The organism is Luteimonas granuli, from assembly GCF_007795095.1.
Taxonomy (GTDB): domain Bacteria; phylum Pseudomonadota; class Gammaproteobacteria; order Xanthomonadales; family Xanthomonadaceae; genus Luteimonas; species Luteimonas granuli.
On the sequence record NZ_CP042218.1, the window covers coordinates 771,707 to 793,543 of the forward strand.

Below are 21,837 nucleotides of genomic sequence, written 5' to 3' on the forward strand. Positions count from 1 at the left end.
GCTCAGGTGCTACCTTTTCACGGAGAGCACGATGAGCCAAGTGATGGAAGAAGAGATCAAGCGTTGGACGGCACGGCGGAAGTCGGCGCTGGTTCTGGAGATCATCCAGGGCAAGACGACAGTGGCCGAGGCCAGCCGGCAGTTCGACCTGACGCCGTCCGAGATCGAGAGCTGGGTCGAGGACGGCAAGCGGGGGATGGAGAACGCCCTGCGGGCGAAGCCCGAGGACGTACGCGAACAGTACGAGCGTCAGCTCAAGGACCTCCAGGAAGCCTACGGCGAAGCCATGCTGGAGCTGCGCGCCCGAAAAAATTGGCGTCCCTGTTGGGCAAGGACGAGACCTGATGGTCTCGATCCAGCAGGGACTGCGGGACGATGGGTTCGAGGTCTCGATGGTGAAGCTGTGCCGGTGGTTCGGCGTGGCGCGGCGGACCGTGTACTACCAGCCGACCAAGGCGCCGCCCAAGGTCCGGCCGGAGCTGGCGGAGCCGATCAAGGCACTGATCGAGGCCGAGCCGTCGTTCGGCTACCGGACAGTGGCGGGGCTCCTGGACATGAACAAGAACACGGTACAGCGGATCTTCCAGCTGATGGGCTGGCAGGTCCGCAAACGGTCTGTTGGCTGTCGCCCCCGGATCCAGGCGTTGCCGTCGGTGGCGCAAGCGCCCGACGAACGTTGGGCGACCGACCTGTGCCGGATCTGGGGTGGCAGCGACAACTGGTTGACCTTGGCCCTGGTGATCGACTGCTATACCCGGCAGCTGCTCGGCTGGCATCTCTCGCGCAGCGGCAAGGCCAGCACCGCGGCCGCGGCACTGGAGCAGGCGCTGATCACCCGCTTCGGGACCCTCGGGCGGGTGCAGAGTCCCTTCCTGCTGCGCTCGGACAACGGCCTGGTGTTCACCAGCCGCGACTACACGCGGCTCGTGCGCAGCTACGGCCTGCGGCAGGAGTTCATCACCCCGCACTGCCCGCAGCAGAACGGCATGGTGGAGCGCGTCATCCGGACGCTGAAGGAGCAGTGCGCGCACCGCCACCGTTTCGAGAGCCAGCAGCACGCCAGCCGCGTCATTGGCGACTGGATCCAGTTCTACAACCACCGGCGCCCGCACCAGGCGCTGGGCATGAAGACCCCCGCCGAGGCTTATGCTTTAGCGGCCTGACCTGTGCAGAAACCGCTGGGTCATTACACAGGCGCGTGCTCGTGCATCACCGCACCGGCTGACAAGGCGTAATAGCCCACCACGTCCTGTTGTCCGTCACAGACGACGAAGCACCGGGACGCACCAGAGGCCTGGTTCTGACGGGCGCGCTCCAACAGCCACCTGGTGAGCTCCGGAGCCGTGCATTGGAAGTCGTCCAACCGGTGCCCGTCACCAAGCGGGCCAGGGGCGCCAAGTGGCAAGGCTCAGCGCTCCCAAGGCGCGGGCGAGGCCAGCAGGCGACGGATCGCGGCATTGCCGGCAAGCGGTGCATCGAGCAGGGCATTGAAGCGCTGCAGGGCCTTCTGGCTCAGGGCGAATCGAGTCTGGTCGGCCAGCACCTCGCGCGCCTTCTCGCAAACCGCATCCAGGATGAACTCCGTGCGGTTCATGCCGCTGACTTCCACGGCATGGTCGATGAGCGCCTGCTTGGCGGCAGGTGCCCGGAAATTGATGACCTTGCTGGCGGCGGTGCTCATGACGGGTGCTCCTGTTCTACCGATCCATGCGCGTTTGTATGCACAATGTACACACATTCCGCAGGCTGCTCAACTGTTGCTCGCCTGTGCCGGGTTGACGTCCTCCCCTCGTTAGGACCGGCCGGAACTGGAAAATTCGGCGCTGGTGACGTCCTCCCCTCGTTAGGACCGGCCGGAACTGGAAAATTCGGCGCTGGGTTGGAGAGCGAAACGGGCCGCGAACTCCGCGGGCGGGATATCGCCGAGCGATGAGTGCGTCCGGAAATGATTGTAATCCAGTCTCCAGCTTTCGATCTTCTGGCGAGCATCGTCCAAGGACAGGAACCAATGAATGTTCAGGCACTCATCCCGGAGGCTGCCGTTGAAAGACTCGATGAACGGGTTGTCAGTCGGCTTGCCGGGCCTGGAGAAATCCATCGTGACACCGTGGTCGTATGCCCAGCGATCCATCACCAGCGAAATAAACTCGCTTCCGTTGTCCGCCTGAATTCGCTGTGGCAAGCCGACCTCATGACGTAGCTGATCCAGGGCAGCGACTACGTCTTCGCCATTGAGCTGCTGGTCGACCTTGATCGCCAGGCTCTGTTTGGTGAAGTTGTCCACAATCGTCAGGGCCCGGAACCGGCGGCCGTCGAACAATGCATCGGCTACGAAGTCCATGCTCCAGCACTGGTTTGGGGCGGTCAGAACCGGTCGTTCCAGCCGATGGGCAGCGGCCTTGCGCCGGCGTGGCCGCTTCCGCCGCAGGTTGAGTCCCGCTTGGCAGTAGAGCCGGTATACGCGCTTGTGGTTGTCTGTCCAACCCTCCCGGCGTAGCAGGACGAAGATGCGCCAAAAGCCGTAACGCACGCGTGTGGCGGCGATCTCTTCCATCCGCCGGAGCAGCGGCGAATCATCCCGCTCTCTGGGCAGGTAGTACCATGCCGACCGGCTCTGTTTGACCACGCTACAGGCCCGACGGACCCCGACGCGGTATCGATCCATCAAGTGGCCCACGAGCGCTTTGCGCTGCGCGGGCCTCAGAGCTTTTTTGCCAGTACGTCCTGCAGCATGGCCTTGTCCAGGCTCAAGTCGGCAACCAGCTGCTTCAGCTTGCGGTTCTCCTCCTCGAGCTGCCTCAGCCGGCGCAGCTCGGAAATCCCCAAGCCGCCGAACTTCTTGCGCCACGCGTAAAAAGTGGCCTGGGAGATTCCCATCTTGCGGCAGACCTCCTCGACGCGGGTGCCGGACTCGGCCTGCTTCAAGGCGAACGCGATCTGCTCTTCGGTGAACTTCGACTTCTTCATGGCGACGGGCCTCCTTGGGCCTGAGTGTCGCCGAATCCTCTAGTTCTGGCTGGTCCGAATTATCGGGAGGACGTCACGCGCACCGCCCGCAAGCGGGGGCCGCAGCCGAAGATCGCGCAGCAACTGCAGCAGATCGAGGCGCTACCCAAGGCCAAGCAGCGCGCCATCAGCCAGGTGCTGGACTCGGTCATCGCTGCGCACCAGTAGCGGCAACGACAACCTCCACAACGACAAGGCCCGCATCTGCGGGCCTTGTCCTATTAGCAGTTGATCTACGGGTGCTGGCTGAAAGCCCCCGCGCTCCATTGAAGATCACCAGGAACGGGCTTGTGAGTGTGGCAATTAGATGTGCAAAGGACGCTATGACGCTATTACCGTCATTCTTCTGTGAGTCTGCATAGTACCGAAGACCCCACGGCAGTCCGCCACGGTAAGCCGACAAGTACCACTTTCTTGCCTTTTTTGAGTTCATAAGAACCTTCTGATTCAGCAATCCAAGCAGCATCTTGGCATGCACATGCTGATCAATACTCACCGCCTTTAGGCACAGCCTCTCTATCTCGTCTTTGTTTTCTTGTCCATCCATATCAAAGAGTACTCGTGCTGCGCTGACAAGCACATCGCTGCCGAGTATAGGTGTCCATTCCTCCAGCGCCTTGTAGTCAGCGTAAGCCTTGTCAAGATCAATACCTCCTGGATAGCCTCCCCATTCATAGGCATTCCCGCGCAAGAAGCGCAACGTGACCCCATCCAAGGATGACGGCCGTTCTTCAATAGCCTGATCGACCAAAGCCTGAGTTAGCTCTACATCCCCAGCTTCAAAGGCCTTCATTGCGCGATCGTAAACACTTGATGTCATAAGGCTGGCCAAAATTTCATGCGCCAATCATGGATCTACTTTCCCTTTAGCTCTCTGTCTAAACGCCGAGAATCGATCCTGCCTTCCACGCGAAATACGCCTTGGAATCCACTTGTTCTGTCGCCGCCACCTGTCCCCTGCTGAGCACCGCCTTCTCTTGTGGATTTGCTCGCCGTATCGTTCTGTTCCGCTCTTCGTCTCAAAGCATCAACAGCATCCTTTGTGGGCTCGCGCCTGATCTGCCCTGAGGCCTCCCTTGGCTTAGCCGGATCAACGGTCTTACAACTAAGGAGTAAACAGAGTACAGCCCTGCCTGTATCGCTCCGTGCGCCGCTTATAGCCCTCGCTGTTCCTGCAACCGCAGCAGGCCCAGCCTCGACAGCTGCCACCCCGGCGACAGGAGCCACCATTGGGATGGCCACCATATAAGCATCTCTCGCAGTCGCCTGATCTGCTGCTACATGCGCTGGATTCAAGTTCCTCTGTTGATGCTCACAAGGCAGTCCGCCCACCAAGCCATTGATGAACTGGCTACAGCGACCATCAGGGTCCTTGAACGAGTACGGATTGTTGAATGCGTACGCATATCGGTTGAAGTGCCGCATGTCGCCGTTGTCATAGGCGGTGACAGGATCGACCGAAAGGAACCTCGGGATCTCCGGATCGTAATAGCGCTGCTGCATATACGTCAGCCCGGTCGTTGCATCCTGCACGTGTCCCGCATACCCCGGCCCATCCACGATCGCAGGCACGAGCTGCCCACCATACGGCTCGTACTCCCGCGCCGCCTCCAGGACCAGACCGCTGGCGTCCGTCATCGCCACCACGCTGCCCAGCGCATCGGTGTGCACGTACTTCACCGTCGTCTGCGCCCATCCCGGCTGCGGCAGCGACCACGCCAGCGCCGCCAGCACCATCACGAAGCCGATCCCTGTCCTCGCCATCACCTGCCTCCTGGAGAAGGCTCGATGTCGCAGGGATGTACCGGGCAGTCACCACCGCCAGGTTCGACGACGATGATGCTCTCAGCTGTCCACGCCGAACAGCCGGCAGCGTTGCATGCCCGCAGCTGATAGCGGTAGATGCCGTAGGGCTTGGTGAAGCTCCTCGACGTGGCCGGTCCGTCATACACGGTCGACCACGGCCCGGGCAGCACCCGCTCCTGCAGCTGGTAGCCGGTGGCGCCAGGCGCGCTCGTCCAGCTGGCCGTATAGCTGCCCGGACTGGTGGCTGGCAGTACCAGCACCGGCACCGTGGGCGCGGACATCGTCACCGCCACCGTCGCCACCGGTGACCACGCGCCACACCCGGCAATATTGCAGGCCCGCACCTGGTAGCTCCAGCTCTCGCCACCCACCTTGCCGCTGATCGCGACGCTGGTGCCGGCAGCATCGTGGATCGTGGTCCAGCTTCCAGCGCCCGGCCGTTCCTGCAACTGGTAGCCGGTGGCGTGAGTGACCGCCGTCCAGGTCACCAGGTAGCTTCCCGTCGTATTGGTCGCAGGTGCAGTCAGCGTCGGTGTGCTGGTGGGTGGGCGTGTCACGGACACGACCGCCGTGGCCGACCAGGTGCTGCAGCCGGCATCGTTGCAGGCGCGTACCCGGTAGGCCCAGGCGCCGGTCGCCTTTCCGCTGACCGCCTTGGCGGTCGCCGCGGCGTTGTGGATTGGCGTCCAGCCGCCGTCGTTCAATTGTTCTTCCAGCTCATAGCGCGTGGAGCTGGTCACGCTGTTCCAGCTGACCGTGTAGTCGCCCGTGATACTGGCACCCGGCACTGCCAGTACAGGCGCACTGCTCGGCGAGTGGATGACCTGCACCGTGGCGATGGAGGACCAAACGCCACAGCCGGCAGCGTTGCAGGCCCGCACCTGATAGCCCCAGCTGCCAGCCGCCTTGCCGCTGACGGAGGTGCTGGTGGCGGCCGCATCGTGCACCGTGCTCCAGCTCCCCGTGCCCGACCGCTCCTGCAACTGGTAGCTGGTCGCCGCGGCGACGCCGGTCCAGCTGACGGGGAAGTTGCCGTTGTGAGCGACGGACGGCACGTTCAACGTTGGCGCGCTGGTCGGTGCCAACTGCACGGTCACGGAGCTGATCGGGCTCCATGTGCCGCAGGTCGTCGCGCTGCAGGCGCGCACCCGGTAACCCCAGACGCCCGCGGCCCTGCCGCTGACTGCCTTGCTCGTGCCGGTGCCATCGTGGATCGTTGTCCAGCTTCCGCTGCCCAGCCGCTCCTGCAGCTCGTACTTGGACGCGATCGGTGAGACGGACCAACTGACCGTGTAGCTCCCGGTCGGGCTGGAGCCCGGGACGAACAGCGAGGGGGTCGCTAACGGGACCGCGTTCTCCACCTGGGCGACCAGGCGACCGCCCAGATGCACGTAGTCGATGGTCTTGCCGGTGCGCTCGTCGCGCTGGAAGCGCAGCACGCCATCCTGCCCGTAGAGGGAGTAAAGGTTCTGCCCGTTGCGCACGGCCAGCACTCGGCGGCCATGACCGTCGTAGCGATACGACTCGCCGCTGAGTTCCCGAAGTCTGTTTCCGTGGTCGAACGCGTGCAACACACCATTTCTGTTGGCGAGGTTGCCGCGCGCGTCATAGCCAAGGCCGATGACCGTGGGGCCCCCGACCGTATTGGTGACATTGGTCAGGCGGTTGCTGGCGTCATACACATAGCCGTGGTTGCGCGCCCGGCTTCCGCCTGTCACCTGCACGCTCGTGAGATTGTCCAGCACGTCATACCCGTAATTGGCCGTACCGAACATCGGCGAGACCACTTGGGTCAGACGGTCCAGCGCGTCGTAGCTCATGCTGCGATCACCCCGGTTGCCAGTACGGCCGTCGCTGATCGCGAGCAGATTGCCGTGCTGGTCGTAGTCGTAGCCGTCGCGAAGCACGGCGTTGGCGGTGCAACCCCCGCCGATGAAGTCACAACGGGTGTCGGGCAGGCCACGACCGTTCTGGGTCAGGACGTGCCTGATGCCGTTGCCATAGGTGAACTGCTGGATGGCGCCATCGGGATGATGGACCACGGCCGTCGCGTAGGTTCCGGCCTGGGTCGGCTGCCCGAGCGCGTTGGGTGCGTAATCGACGATCAGGCCCGGCGTGATATGACTGCGCAGATGCCCTAGCTGGTTGTAGTCGTAGCCGATGCTCCACAACTGGGTGCCGACGCTGAATGTCTCGCCGACGGGTAACCCACGCCGGTTGTAGGCATAAATGTTGCTGACGACGTCGCCGCCATCGCTGTTGTTTGTCGTGATCGTGGAAGGCAGCCCGGTGCCGGTATAGGTCCATGCCTGGTTGCCACGACCATCGGGAAACATGAGCGTCTGCAGACGATTGCGTGCGTCATAAGTGCGGATCGTGCGCTGCCCGGCCGGAATGTCCTCGGTGTTGCATGCGAAGATCCCCGTCTGCGTTGCCCCGGCCATGCTCCAGGCGAGATTGCCCGCACCGTCGTAGGCCATGATGGTGGCGCCTGTCTCCGGCTCCACCGATTTGCACAACTGCTGGTACGCGTCGTAGACGTAGTTCCGCGCAAGCGCCGTGGAACCGGAGGCGTTGCGCCGCACCAGCGCCATGGGCTTGCCGAATGCATCACGCGCGATATCCGTGTACGCGCCGGCCGGATGCGCGATGGACACCGGGTAGTCCGTGGTCGGCTGCTCCCAGGCGAGGTAGGCGACCGTCGTCCGTGCGGCCGCGCCCCGGGGCGGGGTGACCTGCGTCTGGAAGCCTGCAAGGTAGTCGGTGCTGGTCACCAGCTGACCCGTTCCTTCCCAGTCCTGCGCAGTCCGGATGACCCTGCTCAAGGAGTCGTACGTGGTATGGGTGCCCTGCAGGCTGGCCGAAGCGTAGTGGCCAGGATCCGAGACGGGATACGACTGAAAAACGAGGCGCCCGGCAGCATCGTAGCGCTGTACCGTCGCGCTGCGGGTGATGACGGCATTGCCACTGTCGAAGCGCTCCGAAACGACGGGGCGCCAGAGAGCGTCGAAATAAATGACCTTCCGGTTCGCGCCCGTGGAAACGCTCTGCTGCCAATGTCCCGCCGGCAATCCGTACTGCGCCGCACCGCTCCTGCCGAAGCTGGCCGTGGTTGCCGTCCAACTGCTGGTGTCGCAGACGTTGGCCGAGGACTCGGACGGGTAGGTGACCGTTGTGATTCTGCCCATCACGTCATAGTCGTAGCAGGTCCTGGAGCCCGCCTCGTCGCTGATTGCCGTGATCCAGCCGTGGTCGTTGACCGTCGCGGAACGGACCGCTCCGGAAGGGGCTTCCGGAGTTCCCGGGTAACGGATATTGCGAGGGGCGCCCCGCTTCCAGCTGGTTGCCGTGATGACGTTGTTGTTTCCGTCCACCACCGAGCGCACCGTGCCTCTCTGTCCGGACGCGACCGAGGACACCGTATCCCACTCCAGGGCCTGGACGACTTTTCCAAACTGCTTGCTGGCCAAGGGTAATGCGTAGCCGGAATCGTATGTCGTTTCAGAGATCACGGAGTCCGACCCGCCGTCGCATGCCCAGTGCGCGGGCGTGGACGCAACGCACGTCGTCCTCCTCGCTTGCCCGACCACCCACAGCGTCGCGTTGTCGTGGTATTCGATCACTTCGGTCCGGCTGTAGGTGACGGCGGATGCAGCGGCCGTCCACCCTATGCCGATCAACAGGAGTGCCGTACGGCACAGGACGAGCCCGCGGCGCGACCTTTGCTTCTGCTTCCATGCACTGTTCCCAGACATGTCGGGCACTCCCTGGGTCAGGGTGAAGGACTGCTGCCGCGCGTCACGTGCGTTGGCCGTACGTAGTCGTCAAAGCAATAGTTGCCCGCGCAGACGGCATCGACCTGCCAGAAAAAATCCCGCCCCTGCTGCGTCGTCACCGTGGAGATCAAAGGCCGGATGTAGTCGGCTGAGGAGCTGTCCGTGAAGACGCGAAGCGAGCTTCCGAACCTCACCGGGTACGGGCGCCCGGCGCGGGCATAGTCATAGCTGTGCCGGACGGTTCTCAGAATGTCCGAGGGACCCGACCCGGTTTCGACCCGCAGCAGCTTGCCTTCGTTATAACGGAACGAATTGCCGAACGTATAGCGTTCCCATTGCCCTTCCGGTCCAGCAACCGTCGTCTGGCTGGTCCCGGCGCAGGCATCGTCCGTGCATGGAGGCTGGTAGCACTGCGCGCCCACGATGCAGATGGGCGAGGCCCAGGTCGTGCCTGGATACATATGTATCGAAGAAGGGGAGTGATAGGTGTAGCTCCACGTGGCCGGCGTCACCCCCGGGCCGGACACCTGCTTCGACCTCAGCGCGAATGACTGATACATGATCGTGAACAGGTTGACGTCATCATTGGGGTCATTCCCCATACCTCCTCCGCCGGACACCACCCAGACGTTGGCGCAGCTGTAGGGCACGTTCGTTCTTCCGTGCTCCTGTATTGAAGCGGAGAAGATTCCCGTCGCGCCGGACGGATGCGTAATGGTCCCCACCGGTGCCAGGCTGGCATTCTGGGGCTGTTCCAGCCCGTCGCAGGTCCGCACGACCTCGCCCGGGGGATACGTCAGCAGGTACTTGATCTCAGCATTGGTGAACTGACTGAAATCGATCAACCACTGCGTGGCATCCGGCAGCGTTACCGATGCCAGGGTGCTGCGGCCGGATCCTGTGCTGCCATATGCATACGTCCAGGTTCTGGCGGGCCCGTCTGTCGCGGTCGCTGTCACCGACGCGATCCTGTTACCGGAATAGGCGATCGTGATTTTCCGGCCGTCGCTGGCATTGATCTCGGTCAGCCTTCCGGGAACATTCCAGGTGTTAGCGTAAGCGTAGGTCACCCAGTTCCCGAGCCTGTCTTCCACCCGAGTGGCATAAAGCACGTTCTTGCGACGTGGGAAGACCCATTGAATGCCCCCCAGCCCCAGTATCGGCGGAGGAGACACCTGTTTGCTGCCGGGCAGATAGTACTGGGCCATCCACGTGAACCAGTACCTTGTACCGTCCGGGGCGACCGCGACGAATCCTTCGCCTGATCCAGGTTCGTTCGCAACCGCGTCCACGCCGGTCAAGCAAGCCACGCGGACGAGGTCGTTGGTCACCCACGGGTACGATCCGCTGGAGGGGGCTGGCGTCCCCGGCAAAGCCGGCATCAGCTCTCCGGAGGCCTTCCCTGGTATCTGGAGCTGCAGTCCCTGCCAATACGCCATCACGGTTTCCGATGGCTGTGTGTCGTACGGAGATTGCACGCTCGGCGGCACTCCGCCCGTCGAGCACCGCCCCGCGATGGACCCCGTGCTATCGACCCAGTTCGGCGCATAGGTGCCGCTGATGCGCGGAACGTCTACCTCCCAGTCCGCCAGCATCTCGTCGCTGTCGTGATATTCCCGGTTGAAGAGGCTGTAAGTGCGCCTGAACTCGACCGGAAGGGCGTCGTTTCCGGGAATGCTGACATCGGTTGCCGAGAATGACAGCGCGCCATCCTGCAGGCTCACCTGATCCCCGAACAGATCGGGGCCGAGAGTCTGGATCTCCCGTGCCGATGTGATGGTCTGTTCGAACTCCTGCCACGGATACTTGCTTGCGAGCGCGGGAGTCGCCGCGAAGATCACGGCCAGCAAGGCCGTCGCCGCCAGCCCGTCTGTCAATTGCGCGGAAGTACGTGCCCCGGCCCGTCCATGCCTGATCCGATCACGCATTTCCTTCCCCCCTTCGCAAGGTGGCTGCGCGCCTGGAAAGTGATCAGGCGTGATCGCCAATTCCGTTTGTCATGCCTTGAAACGAGCGACGAAGCAAGGGGGATTATCTGTCAAAACAATCCAGATATCGTGAGCCACTTCACAATTTTCACAGACGGCACGGGCGAACTGACACATTCGACCGCGACTTCGATGCTTGCAGGGGTAATCCACTTCTCCGGGCCCGGCGACGACCCCCCACCTGTGCCGCAGAACCGCTCAGGAATGCTGCGCCGTCTTCACCAGCAGGTGCTTGGCCAGCAGGCCGTGGCCGCGGCCGATGGCGCGCGCCAGGTGCAGGGTCGCGAACACCAGCAGCACGCCGCCCAGCAGCATCGGCAGCAGCGCCCAGCCCTCCAGCACGTAGCCGTCGAAGCCGACGACCATCACGTCGTGGCGGTCCATCCACGCCGCGTCCAGGCCGGTCCAGGACACGATCGGAGCCAGCACGAAGCCGAGGCCCACCGCCAGCAGCGTGGTCGCCAGCGTGAAGTAGACGATGCCCAGCGGCAGCATCAGCAGCATGTACAGCATCGTGCTCCAGGTGCGCGGGTCGGTGAACATGTCGCCGATGCGCCGCCAGATGCTGCGCCCGCGCACCGTGTACAGCGGCCGCCGCGGCATGCGCTCGCCGAGCATCACCTCCACGATCCGGCCCTCGACCAGCGACAGCACCCGCACCGAGCCGAAGAACAGGATCAGCAGCGGGATGCCGACGATCGTCACCGACAGGCCCAGGGTCGTGGAGAAACCCGCCACCACCCAGGTGAAGTAGAAGATGCCGGTCGCCAGCGCCAGCACCATGTAGAACAGCGAGGCATAGGTGCGCGGGTCGGCGACCACGCCGAAGAAGCGGCCGACGGCGGACGTGCGCCGCGGCGGTGCCGGGGCGCGCAGGGCGGTCTGCACCGTCGCCTCGGTGTCGCGGTAGATGTCGGCGACCTCGTCCGGCGCGCCGTAGCTCGAGGCCACCGAGGCGATGACCTCGGCCTCGGACCTGCCGGGGTTCTCCGCGAGTTCGGAGCGCAGGTATTCCTCGGCGTCGTAGAGCGCGTCCTGGATCATCGCCGGATCGGCGCCGGCCAGGGCGCGGCGCAGCTGGTCCAGGTACTCGGGAATGGTGCGGGGCAGGCTGTTCATCACGGGGTCCCCTCCAGGACGGTATCGACGGAGTCGCGGGTCGCGCGCCATGCGGCGGCCCATTCGCGCAGGACGGCATGCCCGGCGTCGGTGATGCGGTAATAGCGTCGCGGCGGCCCCGCATCGGAGGGTCCGACGTGGCTGGACAGCAGGCCGCCGGCCTCCAGGTTCCGCAGCACCGGGTACAGAGCGCTCTGCTTGCCGCTGAGCACGCCCTCGCCGAAGCCCTCCAGGGTCTTGGCGATCTGGTAGCCGTACATCGGCTCGGCGGCCCGGGACAGCACCGCCAGAAGGGCCAGCGCCACCACCCCCGAGCTCAGCTCGCGCTGGAACTTGCGGAGGGTGGCTTCGATGTCCGGAAGGGGCGGCTGTTCGACCATGGGCGCATGCTAGTACTAACTTCCATATAGTGAATGTGCCGATAGTCAGGCGGGCCGCCGGATCGGCAACAATCGGGGCATCCAGACCGGAGCCTTGCCCGTGCATCCAGACCGCTTCCGCGCCGCGACCCTGTCCCTCGCCCTGCTCTGCGCCGCTGGCGCCGCCGCTTCTGCCAGCGATCCGGTGGGCAGCGGCGACGGCGGCGCCCTGCGTCCCCGCACGACCCAGGAACTGCTGGACGCCTCCACTCCCGCCGACTGGCGCCGCCCGGACCCCGCCAGCACGCTCTACATGGAGCTGGAGGGCGGTCGCGTGGTGATCGAGCTCGCGCCCGACTTCGCGCCGGAGCACGTCGCCAACATCCGCACCCTGGCGAAGGAAGGCTTCTGGGACGGGCTGACCATCTACCGCTCGCAGGACAACTTCGTGGTCCAGTTCGGCGACATCACCGGCGAGGGCGAGGCGCCGAAACCGATCGGCGGCGCAAGGGCCGCGCTGCCGGCGGAGTTCTCGCGCCCGATCGAAGGCCTCGCCTTCCACGCCCTTCCCGACCGCGACGGCTGGGCGCCGGAAACCGGGTTCGCGGGCGGCTTCCCGGCCGCGCGCGACCCGGCCGAGGGCCAGGCCTGGATGGCGCACTGCTACGGCACCCTCGGTGCCGGCCGCGACATGGCCGCCGACTCCAGCAACGGCACCGAGCTCTACGTCGTCATCGGGCAGGCGCCGCGCCAGCTCGACCGCAACATCACCCAGGTCGGCCGCGTCCTGCACGGCATGGAGCTGCTGAGCGTGGTGCCGCGCGGCACCGGCCCGCTGGGCTTCCACGAAGACCCCTCGCAGCGCGTGCCGATCAAGGCCGTGCGCCTGGCCTCCGAGGTACCGGAAACGGAGCGCACCGACCTCCAGGTGCTGCGCACCGACACCCCGCTGTTCGACGCCGTGGTCGAGTCGCGCCGCAACCGCCGCGACGACTGGTACCTGCGCCCGGCCGGACACATCGACCTGTGCAACATCGCGGTGCCGGTGCGGGTCGTGGACTGAATGCCTTGGCCGTCACGCGGTCTTGGCCGCGGGCTTCCTAGCCTGAGGCCCGGCCCGATTCCGCCGCGGCACCGACCAGAGGATTTCCCGCAATGCCCATGCTCCGCATCCGCCTCACCGGCAGCGACGACACCGCTCGCGCCGTCATGAACCTGCTGCAGAGCCTGGACGGCATCGAGCACGTGGAAGAGATCGACGACCTGATGCCGCAGCTCGACGACGCCGACTCGAGTTCCGCGGGCTTGAGCGATGTCGAAGGCCCGCAGGGCCACACCATCGAGATCGACGCGCCCAACCCGTCGACCGCGCGCCGGGTGCGCGACGCGGTGGAAGCGCTGGCCTTCGACCTCGACGCCGTGGTCGAGTTCGAGGAAGACGACGAAGAGTGAGCCGACTGTAAGAGCCGCGTAACTGCAAGAGCCGCGTAGGAGCAGCTACAGCTGCGACCCGGGCCAGCACGGATCCACGCAGGTCGCCGCTGTAGCGGTTCCTGCAGGAGCGGTGGATGGCGCCGTTGGGTCCCCGGGTGGGCGCCGCCCGGACTCCGGGTGGGCAGTGCGGGTTTCATTCCACCGGCGCCAGGCGCAGGTCGTGGAAATCGAAGCTGAAGTCGGTCAGCGGCGACACCGCCTCCATCCGCGCTTCGCGCACCTTGCCGTCGTGGTCGAGGCTGAAGTCGACGAAGGCATCGGCATTCAGGGTGCGGTCGCGCCAGCGGACGATGAAGCTGTCGTGCTGCCAGTGCTCGAGATCGCCGACGAGCTGCGGCGTACGGCTGAAGCGCATCTCCAGGCCCTTGCGGCCTGCCGCCACCACGACGTCGCCGTACCAGGGGTCGCGGTAGGTGGCGGCATAGCCCGACAGCGGCAGCGAGGGCTTCGAACGCGCATCGCGCGCGGCCAGATGTTTCTTCCAGTCCTCGGCCTCACGGTCGCTGCCCTTGCCGACGGCCGCGGCATAGGCCGCGACCCAGTCGGTGGCCGGCGCCTCCATGTACGCATCGAGCACGTGCATGGTGACGGCGTTGAAGGCCGCACCCGCCTCCTGGTTGGTCAGCACCACCACGCCGAGGCCGAGTTCGGGCACCAGGGTCAGGCGCGAGACCATGCCCGGCCAGCCGCCGGTGTGCCACACCAGGCGGCGGCCGCGGTAGTCGCTCAGGCTCCAGGCTTCGCCGTAGCCGGCGAAGTTGGGCTTCGTGGCCGCCAGCTCCGGCACGGCCGGCTCGCGGATCGGGATCGGCGTCACCAGCGACCACATCGCCTCGTGGCGCTTGGCGCTGAACAGCCGCTTCGCCTTTTCGCCCTCGCCTTCCAGCACGCCGCCGTCCAGCTGCACGCGCATCCACTTCGCGAGGTCGTTGACGCTGGAATAGATGCCGCCCGCGGCGGTGTTGTTCGACCAGGACATGTGCGGCACCGGCACCGGGTCGCCGGTGAAGCCCGGGCGCGCGTGGCCGGTGGCGACGTTGGTGTCGCCGGGGCGCAGCGCGTTGCTGTCGATGCGGGTGTCCACCATGCCGACCGGCTCGAACAGCCGCTCGCGCACGAAGTCGCCGTAGGACTGCCCGGACACTTCTTCGATCACCAGCTGTGCCACCGCGTAGAGCACGTTGTCGTAGGCATAGCGGTCGCGGAAGCCGCCCTCGATCGGTACCTGCGCCAGGCGCCGGACCACGTCGCGGGTGCTGTAGTCGCTGGGCGGCCAGAACAGCAGGTCGCCGGCACCCAGGCCCAGGCCGCTGCGGTGCACCAGCAGGTCGCGGATGCGCATCTCGCGGGTGACGTAGGCGTCGGACATCCGGAACCAGGGCAGATGGTCGATGACGCGGTCGTCCATCGCGAGCCTGCCCTCGTCGGCGAGGATCGACAGCGCCGCCGAGGTGAAGGCCTTGGTGATCGAGGCGATGGAAAACAGGGTGTCGCCGTCCACCGGCTCCGCGCCGCCGACCTCGCGCTGGCCCCAGCCGCGGGCGAGCACCACGTCGCCGTCCTTGATCACCGCCACGGCGATGCCCGGCACCCTGAAGGTTTCGCGGACCGCTTCGACGTGTGCGTCGAGCCGCGCCAGTTCCGGCGGTGGAGCCTGCTGCGCAATGGCCGGCGTGGAGAAGGAAAGCAGCAGCGAAAGGACGGCCGCGACCCGCTTCGTCATGTCCTGGGATCCCCGATGGAAGGCGGCCAGTATCGATGCCGGCGCGCGGCGCGCCAAGCGTGCGCCCTGCCGCGGACTGCCCTACCCTGCGTGCCTGAGCTTTCGCAGGAGCCGCGCCATGGCACGAAGCACTGCAACCGACGCGCCCATCGAAGGCCTGGCCGAAGCCGGCGTGCCGCCGGTCGACGGCATCCGCACCGGGATCGGCGGCTGGACCTTCGCGCCGTGGCGCGACAACTTCTATCCGAAGGGCCTGGTGCAGCGGCGCGAGCTGGAATACGCCAGCCGGCGGCTGTCGGCGATCGAGATCAACGGCACCTGGTACGGGGCGCAGAAGCCGGCCACCTATGCGAAATGGCGCGACGACACGCCGCCCGGTTTCATGTTCTCGGCCAAGGCGCCGATGCGCATCACCCAGTCGCGGGCGCTGGCGAAGACCGGGACGCAGGTCGAGGACTTCGTCGGCGGCATCGCGGAACTCGGCGACCGGCTCGGTCCCCTGGTCTGGCAGTTCGACCGCGGCACGCGCCCGGACCGCGCGGAGTTCGCCGCCTTCCTCGACCTGCTGCCGCGCGAGGCCGGCGGCCGCCCGCTGCGCCACGTGCTGGACGTGCGCGACCCCGATTTCGTCGACGCGGGATACATCGCGCTCGCGCGCAGCCAGGGCATGGCGACGGTGTTCACCGATTCGCCGGAGCACCCGTCGTTCGCCGACGTCACCGCCGGTTTCGTCTACGCCCGCCTGATGCGCGCACGCGCGGGGTCCGCGACCGGCTATCCGCGGGACGAGCTCGAACAGTGGGCGGGGCGCGTCCGCACCTGGGCCGCCGGCGGTGAACCCGACGATCTGCCGCGGATCGATCCCCAGCAGGTTCCCTCGCCGGTCGCGCGGGACGTCTTCGTCTTCTTCATCGCCGCCGCCAAGGAACGCAATCCCGCGGCGGCCATGGCGCTGCACGCGCTGCTGGAGGCGCGCTGACCTCGCGTCGAACACGCGTCGAGCGCGCGGCCGGACCGGCGCGCCGGGTCGCGACCGCGATCGCGGACATCACGCGCGCTTGCGTCAGCGCGCGCCCCCGCGCTGGCTGAACGCCACGCTGCCGAGGATCGTCGCGCCGGCCACCGCCATCGTCCAGGTCACCGGCTCGCCCAGCAGCCACCAGGCCCAGGCCACGCCGAACACCGGGATCAGGTAGGTCACCGTGGACGCCCGCGTCGGTCCGATGCGTGCGATCAGGCGGTAGTACATGACGAAGGCCGCGCCGGTGCACAGCACGCCCAGCGCCACCGCCGAGGTCCAGGCCGCCGGCGTGACCGGCTGCGAGGGCCAGGTCGCCACCGCGAACGGCAGCACCAGCAGCGCCGAACATCCCAGCGTGGCCGCGGCCACCGCCGCCGGGGGCAGGCCGGTCAGATGGCGCTTCACCAGGTTCAGGCCGACGCCGTAGAGGAAGGACGCCAGGCCGCCCGCGACCACCGCCCAGCCGACGCTGACCCCGGCCGACTTGCCGCTTGCCAGCACCACGACGCCGGCGAAGCCCGCGAACAGCGCCACCGCGCGGCGGCGCCCGATCTTCTCGCCGAAGAACAGGAAGGCGACCAGGGCGGTGAACAGCACCGTCATCGCGTTGGCGATGGCGCCGATGCCCGCGGGGGCGCGCTCGGCCGCCCACGCGAACAGGATGAAGGGCAGCGCCGAATTGATCGCGCCGATCAGTGCCAGCTTCGGCCACAGCGCGGGCGGGAACGCGGCCCGCGAACGCCACAGGAAGGGCAGCAGCACGAGCGCGCCCAGCCCCAGCCGCAGCTCCACCAGCGGCACCGCCCCGAACTGCGGCGCGGCGATGCGCATGAAGAGGAAGGAGGCGCCCCAGATCGCGCCCAGCAGGGTGATCTCGAGCGGCGTCATCCAGGCCGACAGGGCCCCCGGGGCTGAAGGAGAGGCAGGTGCGGCCCGGCCGGGCAGGCTGTTCATGGGGAGTCTCCGGAGCGGCGCGCGCCAGGTTTCATGGTCAGCGAGATTCTCCGCGCCCGCCGCCCGCTCGCAAGCGCATACTTTCCGGCCAAGACACAAACCTGGCTTGAGGCTCGCCTTGACCCTTCGTTCGGACTGGCTCCCGGCGCTGGCGGCATTCGAAGCCGCCGCCCGCCACCAGAACTTCGCCCATGCCGGCGAAGAGCTGCACCTGACCGCCAGCGCGGTCAGCCACCACGTGCGCAAGCTGGAGGCGCGGCTGGGGGTGATGCTGTTCCAGCGCCATGCCCGCGGCGTGTCGCTCACCGCCGAGGGCCGCCGCCTGGCCGACGCCTCCGGCAACGCGCTGGCCGAGCTCGAGGACGTGCTCTCGGGACTGCGCACCTCACAGGGCGACGGGGAGCGGGTGCGCGTGACCGCGCTGCATTCGTTCACGACGGCCTGGATCGTCCCGCGCCTGCCGGACTTCGCCGCGCGCCATCCGGACATCCGCATTTCCTTCGAGACCGAGATCGCGCTGACCCGCTTCGACGACCAGGGCCCGGACCTCGGCGTGCGCCATGGACCCGGCCACTGGCCCGGGCTGTCGGCGCAGCGGCTGCTGGAGGAACCGCTGTTCCCGGTGGCGTCGCCGGCGTTGGCCGGCGTGGACCGGATCGCAGACCCCGCCGACATCGCCCGCCTCCCCCTGGTCGGCGACCTGTCGCGGCATGGCTGGAGCGACTGGTTCCGCGCCGCCGGCGTGCGGGGCGCGCGGCCGATGGAGCGCTTCACGTTCAGCGACAGCACCGACATGCTCGAAGCGGCCGCCCACGGCCTGGGCGCCGCGCTGGCGCGGCGGCTGGTGGTGGTGCCGTGGCTGGCCTCCGGCCGCCTGCTGCGCCTGCCCGGCCCCGAACTGCCCAGCCGCTACGCCTATTTCATCGTGCACCCCTCGCACCGGCCGCTGCGGCCGGCCGCGCGCCTGTTCGCCGAGTGGCTGATGGACATGGCCGCGGACGCCCTTCCCGGCCGATAATCCCGGCCCCTGTCGCGACCACGCCCATGACCCCGACCACGCGCGCCCAGCTGCAGATCCACCTGTGCGTGTTGCTGTGGGGCTTCACCGCCATCCTGGGCAAGCTGATCACGCTGCCGGCGCTGCCGCTGGTGTGGTGGCGGATGCTGCTGGTGGTCGCCGCCCTGGCCCTGCTTCCGCGGGTCTGGCGCGGCGTGCGTGCGCTGCCGCGCCGCCTGCTGCTGGCCTATGCCGGCATCGGCGTTCTGGTGGCGCTGCACTGGCTGACGTTCTACGGCGCGGTGAAGCTGGCCAACGCTTCGGTGGCCGCGACCTGCATGGCGCTGGCCACGGTGTTCGTGGCCATGATCGAACCGAAGCTGGCGAAGCGGCGCTTCTCCCGCGCCGAGCTGGCGCTCGGCATCGCGGTGCTGCCCGGCGTGGCGCTGGTGGTCGGCGGCATTCCCGACGGCATGCGCATCGGCGTGGCCGTGGGCGCGCTGTCGGCGCTGTTCGTGGCCCTGTTCGGCTCGCTCAACAAGCGCCTGGTCGAACACGCCGACCCGCTGGTGGTGACCGCGGTCGAACTCGGCGCCGGCGCCATCGCGCTGACCCTGCTGGCGCCGGTGATGCCTTACGTGTTCCCGGCGTTCGCGGGGCCGTTGTTCGTGCTGCCAGGCGCCCAGGATGCCGCCTGGCTGCTGCTGCTCGCCTTCGCCTGCACGCTGTTCCCGTTCGCGCTGTCCCTGGTCGCGCTGCGGCACATGAGCGCGTTCTCCGCCCAGCTCGCGGTGAACCTGGAGCCGGTGTACGCCATCGTGCTGGCGATCGTGCTGCTGTCCGAACAGCAGGAGCTGAGCCTGCCGTTCTACCTCGGCGTGGTGATCATCCTCGCGGCGGTGCTGGTGCACCCGGTGCTGGCGCGGCCGCAACGGATCAGCCATCCCGAGACGCTGGCCACGGGCGAGGCCCGCGACGTCACCGACTGACGGCGCGCTGCGTTACGCTCCCGCATCCCCCGGTCGCGGAACGCGCATGCAGCACATCGATTTCGAACTCGAGGGCGACTTCGTCGAGCTCAACCAGCTCCTCAAGCTCGCCGGCCTCTGCGACAGCGGTGGCGCCGGCAAGGCACTGGTGGCCTCGGGCGCGGTGCGCGTGGACGGCGCGGTGGAATCGCGCAAGACCGCCAAGATCCGTGCCGGCCAGATCGTCGCGCTGGGCGACGTCGAGGTCCGCGTCCACGCGGGTGCGGGGCCGTGACCGGCCTGGTCGCGGCGCTCGTCGCCGTCGTCCTCGGAGCCTGGGCCGTGTTCGCCTACAACCGCCTGGTGCGCCTGCGCAACCAGGTGGCCACCGCCTGGTCCGACATCGACGTGCAGCTGCAGCGCCGCCACGACCTGGTGCCGCAGCTGGTGGCCGCCGTGCGGGGCTACGCGACGCACGAAGCGGCCACGCTCGAAGCCGTGACCGCGCTGCGCACGCGTGCGCTGGAGCTGCGGGATCCCGGCGAGCTGGGCCGCGTCGAGGCCGAACTCGAGCAGGCGCTGGGCCGCCTGCTGCTGCTGCGGGAGGCCCTACCCGGACCTGAAGGCCAGCGAGAACTTCGCCCGCCTGCAGGACGATCTGGTCGACGTCGAGGAACACCTGCAGTACGCGCGCCGCTACTACAACGGCGCCGTCCGGGACCTCAACGACGCCGTGCAGCGCGTGCCCGACGTGCTGGTGGCGCGCAGCTTCGGCTTCGGCGAAGCCGCCTTCTTCCAGGCCGCCGCCGACAGCCGTGCGGCACCGATGGTGGAGCTGTCGTGACGGGCCGGCGCCGTCCCGCGGCCGTGTTCGGCTGGCTGTTCGCGGCCGCGATGGTGCTGCTGCCCGGGCTTGCCGCGGCCGACGAACGCATCCTGGCCTACGACAGCATGGTCGAGGTGCGGGCCGACGGCAGTCTCGAGGTTACCGAACACATCCGCGTGCGCGCGGAAGGGTCCGACATCCGCCGCGGCATCTACCGCGACTTCCCCACCCGCTACCGCGACCGCGACGGCAACCGCGTCGTCGTCGGCTTCGAGGTCCTGGGCGTCGAGCGCGACGGACGTCCTGAGCCCTGGTTCACCGGATCCGTCTCCAACGGCGTCCGGGTGAACACCGGCAACGACGACGTCCTGCCGGTGCCGCTCGAAACCACCTACACCTTGCGCTACCGCACCACGCGGCAGCTCGGTTTCTTCGAAGGCCACGACGAGCTCTACTGGAACGCGATCGGCCACGGCTGGGCCTTCCCGATCGACAGCGGCAGCGTCGAGGTCCGCCTGCCGACGCCGGTGCCCGCGAACGCGCTGGTCGCGGAGGGCTATTCGGGCCCGCAGGGCGCGCGGGAGCAGGGATTCGAGGCCACCATCGCCGGGCCCGGCGTCGCGCGCTGGACGCTGGTCCGGCCGCTGCGGCCGCGCGAGGGCCTGACCATCGTGCTGTCGTTCCCGAAGGGGATCGTGACCCCGCCCTCGCGCGCGGACGAGGCCAGGTGGCTGCTGGCCGACAACCTGTCGCTGGGCGCGGCGCTGGCCGGCCTGCTGGCGCTGCTGGCGTACTGCCTGAAGCGCTGGCGCGCGGTGGGCCGTGATCCGGAGCCGGGGGTGATCATCGCCCGTTACGAGCCGCCGCGCGGAGAGTCGCCGGGCGCGCTGCGCTACATGGCCCGTCGCGGCCACGACCACATCTGCATGTCCGCCGACCTCCTCGCCTGCGCGGTGCAGGGCGCCCTGCACATCGACCACGACAGAGGCATGCTCGGCGATCGCTGGACCCTGCGCCGCGGCGACGTGCCCGCCGCGGACCTCGCCAACGCCGACCAGAGGCGCCTGCTCGAAGCGCTGCTGCCGCCTTCGCGTCCGAGCCTGGAGCTGGGCAAGGAGAACGCCCGGCACTTGCTGGAGGCGCGGACCCGCCACGGCGAGGGCATGAAACGGCGCTTCCAGCCGGCGATGTTCAGCCACAACGGGGGCAGCATCGCGATCGCCTTCGCGATCTTCTTCGTCACGGTGGTGGCGACCCTGCTGCTGGTGGCCGCCGGCGACGGCGGCGGCATGCCCTGGGCGCTGGCGCCGCTGGGGCTGGCGTTCGCGGTCGCCCTGGCCTTCGCCTTCGCCATCGGCGCACCGACGCCCGAGGGCCGCCGGCTGCTCGACGAGATCGAAGGCTTCAAACGCTATCTCTCGGTCGCCGAGCAGGACGACCTCGCGCGCCTCGCAGGGCCGGCCTCCGCGGAACCGCCGCCGCTGGACGCCGCGCGCTTCGAAGCCCTGCTGCCCTACGCGGTGGCGCTGGGAGTCGAGAAGGCCTGGACCGGAAAGTTCACCGCGGCCGTCGGCACCGCCGCCGCCGCGGCCGCCACCGCCGGCATCGCCTGGTACCACGGCAGCGGCGGCGCCGACATCGGCAGGTTCACCAGCTCGATCGGCAGCGCGCTGAGTTCGCAGATCGCGTCCTCGTCGACCCCGCCCGGCAGTTCGGCGGGCGGCGGCGGCGGCGGCTTTTCCGGGGGTGGCGGCGGCGGTGGAGGCGGCGGTGGACGCTGAGCGCGGCCCGCGTCGCGGC

The 21,837-nt window shown here is 67.6% G+C and carries 20 protein-coding genes and 2 pseudogenes; 12 read left to right on the forward strand and 10 right to left on the reverse strand.

The window, feature by feature from the left end; genetic code table 11:
* Window positions 1-31 precede the first annotated feature (31 nt).
* Window positions 32-345, forward strand: a pseudogene (locus FPZ22_RS14215) (DUF1153 domain-containing protein).
* Window positions 345-1,163, forward strand: a complete 819-nt coding sequence (locus tag FPZ22_RS03515; RefSeq protein WP_168198922.1) for an IS3 family transposase — start codon at window positions 345-347, stop codon at window positions 1,161-1,163. Before FPZ22_RS14215 ends, FPZ22_RS03515 begins: the two are co-directional and overlap by 1 nt.
* Window positions 1,164-1,408: 245 nt before the next feature.
* Here the strand turns inward: FPZ22_RS03515 and FPZ22_RS03520 are convergent, their stop codons facing one another.
* Together FPZ22_RS03520 and FPZ22_RS03525 are read right to left on the reverse strand one after the other, a co-directional pair.
* Complete coding sequence (locus FPZ22_RS03520) at window positions 1,409-1,681, reverse strand: type II toxin-antitoxin system TacA family antitoxin (RefSeq protein WP_168198923.1); 273 nt, start codon at window positions 1,679-1,681, stop codon at window positions 1,409-1,411.
* Window positions 1,682-1,843: 162 nt separating this feature from the next.
* Window positions 1,844-2,967 (reverse strand): IS3 family transposase gene (locus FPZ22_RS03525; protein WP_425463012.1). Its coding sequence is split into 2 segments (ribosomal slippage): window positions 1,844-2,715 and window positions 2,715-2,967, totalling 1,125 coding nucleotides; the frame shifts between segments, so codons are not numbered across the junction.
* A 24-nt stretch (window positions 2,968-2,991) separates the two neighbouring features.
* Here FPZ22_RS03525 and FPZ22_RS03530 point away from each other — a divergent pair.
* Window positions 2,992-3,174 carry a hypothetical protein gene (locus FPZ22_RS03530; RefSeq protein ID WP_144890396.1) on the forward strand — a complete coding sequence of 61 codons (183 nt, stop codon included), beginning with the start codon at window positions 2,992-2,994 and terminating at the stop codon, window positions 3,172-3,174.
* On the opposite strand, the gene FPZ22_RS03535 is transcribed toward FPZ22_RS03530, so the two are convergent.
* The 6 genes from FPZ22_RS03535 to FPZ22_RS03560 all read right to left on the reverse strand — a co-directional run bounded on the left by FPZ22_RS03535 (window position 3,155) and on the right by FPZ22_RS03560 (window position 12,075).
* A complete protein-coding gene (locus FPZ22_RS03535; RefSeq protein WP_144890399.1) occupies window positions 3,155-3,799 on the reverse strand; it encodes a hypothetical protein in 645 nt (214 codons plus the stop codon). The two genes, FPZ22_RS03530 and FPZ22_RS03535, sit on opposite strands and share 20 nt — an antisense overlap.
* Window positions 3,800-3,861: 62 nt before the next feature.
* Window positions 3,862-4,770 carry an RHS repeat-associated core domain-containing protein gene (locus FPZ22_RS03540; RefSeq protein ID WP_144890401.1) on the reverse strand — a complete coding sequence of 303 codons (909 nt, stop codon included), beginning with the start codon at window positions 4,768-4,770 and terminating at the stop codon, window positions 3,862-3,864.
* Complete coding sequence (locus FPZ22_RS03545) at window positions 4,770-8,435, reverse strand: wall-associated protein (protein ID WP_210412700.1); 3,666 nt, start codon at window positions 8,433-8,435, stop codon at window positions 4,770-4,772. The genes FPZ22_RS03540 and FPZ22_RS03545 overlap by 1 nt, the downstream gene beginning before the upstream one ends.
* A gap of 149 nt (window positions 8,436-8,584) precedes the next feature.
* Complete coding sequence (locus tag FPZ22_RS03550; RefSeq protein WP_144890407.1) at window positions 8,585-10,516, reverse strand: hypothetical protein; 1,932 nt, start codon at window positions 10,514-10,516, stop codon at window positions 8,585-8,587.
* Between the two features lie 258 nt (window positions 10,517-10,774).
* Window positions 10,775-11,695 carry a sensor domain-containing protein gene (locus FPZ22_RS03555; RefSeq protein ID WP_144890410.1) on the reverse strand — a complete coding sequence of 307 codons (921 nt, stop codon included), beginning with the start codon at window positions 11,693-11,695 and terminating at the stop codon, window positions 10,775-10,777.
* Entirely contained in the window at window positions 11,695-12,075 is a 381-nt protein-coding gene (locus FPZ22_RS03560) for a PadR family transcriptional regulator (protein ID WP_144890412.1), read from the reverse strand. The genes FPZ22_RS03555 and FPZ22_RS03560 overlap by 1 nt, the downstream gene beginning before the upstream one ends.
* Window positions 12,076-12,169: 94 nt before the next feature.
* On the opposite strand from FPZ22_RS03560, the gene FPZ22_RS03565 reads away from it, so the two are divergent.
* Window positions 12,170-13,117 (forward strand): peptidylprolyl isomerase, encoded by a 948-nt coding sequence (locus tag FPZ22_RS03565; protein WP_425463013.1) that lies wholly within the window; start codon window positions 12,170-12,172, stop codon window positions 13,115-13,117.
* Window positions 13,118-13,209: 92 nt separating this feature from the next.
* Window positions 13,210-13,506, forward strand: coding sequence for a hypothetical protein (locus tag FPZ22_RS03570; RefSeq protein ID WP_144890416.1), 297 nt, complete (start codon window positions 13,210-13,212; stop codon window positions 13,504-13,506).
* A 175-nt stretch (window positions 13,507-13,681) separates the two neighbouring features.
* Here FPZ22_RS03570 and FPZ22_RS03575 read toward each other — a convergent pair whose 3' ends face one another.
* On the reverse strand, window positions 13,682-15,271 hold the full coding sequence (locus tag FPZ22_RS03575; RefSeq protein WP_144890419.1) for a serine hydrolase: 1,590 nt from the start codon (window positions 15,269-15,271) through the stop codon (window positions 13,682-13,684).
* A gap of 148 nt (window positions 15,272-15,419) precedes the next feature.
* Here FPZ22_RS03575 and FPZ22_RS03580 point away from each other — a divergent pair, with 148 nt between their 5' ends.
* Window positions 15,420-16,250: a DUF72 domain-containing protein gene (locus FPZ22_RS03580; RefSeq protein WP_425463034.1), complete on the forward strand. Its 831-nt coding sequence runs from the start codon at window positions 15,420-15,422 to the stop codon at window positions 16,248-16,250.
* 84 nt (window positions 16,251-16,334) lie between these two features.
* On the opposite strand, the gene FPZ22_RS03585 is transcribed toward FPZ22_RS03580, so the two are convergent.
* On the reverse strand, window positions 16,335-17,180 hold the full coding sequence (locus FPZ22_RS03585; protein ID WP_246120998.1) for a DMT family transporter: 846 nt from the start codon (window positions 17,178-17,180) through the stop codon (window positions 16,335-16,337).
* 184 nt (window positions 17,181-17,364) lie between these two features.
* Between FPZ22_RS03585 and FPZ22_RS03590 the strand changes: the two genes are divergently transcribed.
* The 6 genes and pseudogenes from FPZ22_RS03590 (at window position 17,365) to FPZ22_RS03610 (ending at window position 21,818) form a co-directional block, all read left to right on the forward strand.
* Window positions 17,365-18,264, forward strand: coding sequence for a LysR substrate-binding domain-containing protein (locus FPZ22_RS03590; RefSeq protein ID WP_144890427.1), 900 nt, complete (start codon window positions 17,365-17,367; stop codon window positions 18,262-18,264).
* A 26-nt stretch (window positions 18,265-18,290) separates the two neighbouring features.
* A complete protein-coding gene (locus FPZ22_RS03595; RefSeq protein ID WP_144890430.1) occupies window positions 18,291-19,232 on the forward strand; it encodes a DMT family transporter in 942 nt (313 codons plus the stop codon).
* A gap of 46 nt (window positions 19,233-19,278) precedes the next feature.
* A complete protein-coding gene (locus tag FPZ22_RS03600; RefSeq protein ID WP_144890433.1) occupies window positions 19,279-19,506 on the forward strand; it encodes an RNA-binding S4 domain-containing protein in 228 nt (75 codons plus the stop codon).
* A 152-nt stretch (window positions 19,507-19,658) separates the two neighbouring features.
* Window positions 19,659-19,757, forward strand: a pseudogene (locus FPZ22_RS14380) (hypothetical protein); the annotation flags it as partial.
* Window positions 19,729-20,055, forward strand: a complete 327-nt coding sequence (locus FPZ22_RS13935; protein WP_246120923.1) for a LemA family protein — start codon at window positions 19,729-19,731, stop codon at window positions 20,053-20,055. The pseudogene FPZ22_RS14380 and the gene FPZ22_RS13935, both read left to right, overlap by 29 nt.
* The gene (locus FPZ22_RS03610) at window positions 20,052-21,818 is read left to right on the forward strand and encodes a DUF2207 domain-containing protein (protein WP_144890435.1); all 1,767 of its coding nucleotides are present in this window, start codon (window positions 20,052-20,054) and stop codon (window positions 21,816-21,818) included. Before FPZ22_RS13935 ends, FPZ22_RS03610 begins: the two co-directional genes overlap by 4 nt.
* Window positions 21,819-21,837: the final 19 nt, after the last annotated feature.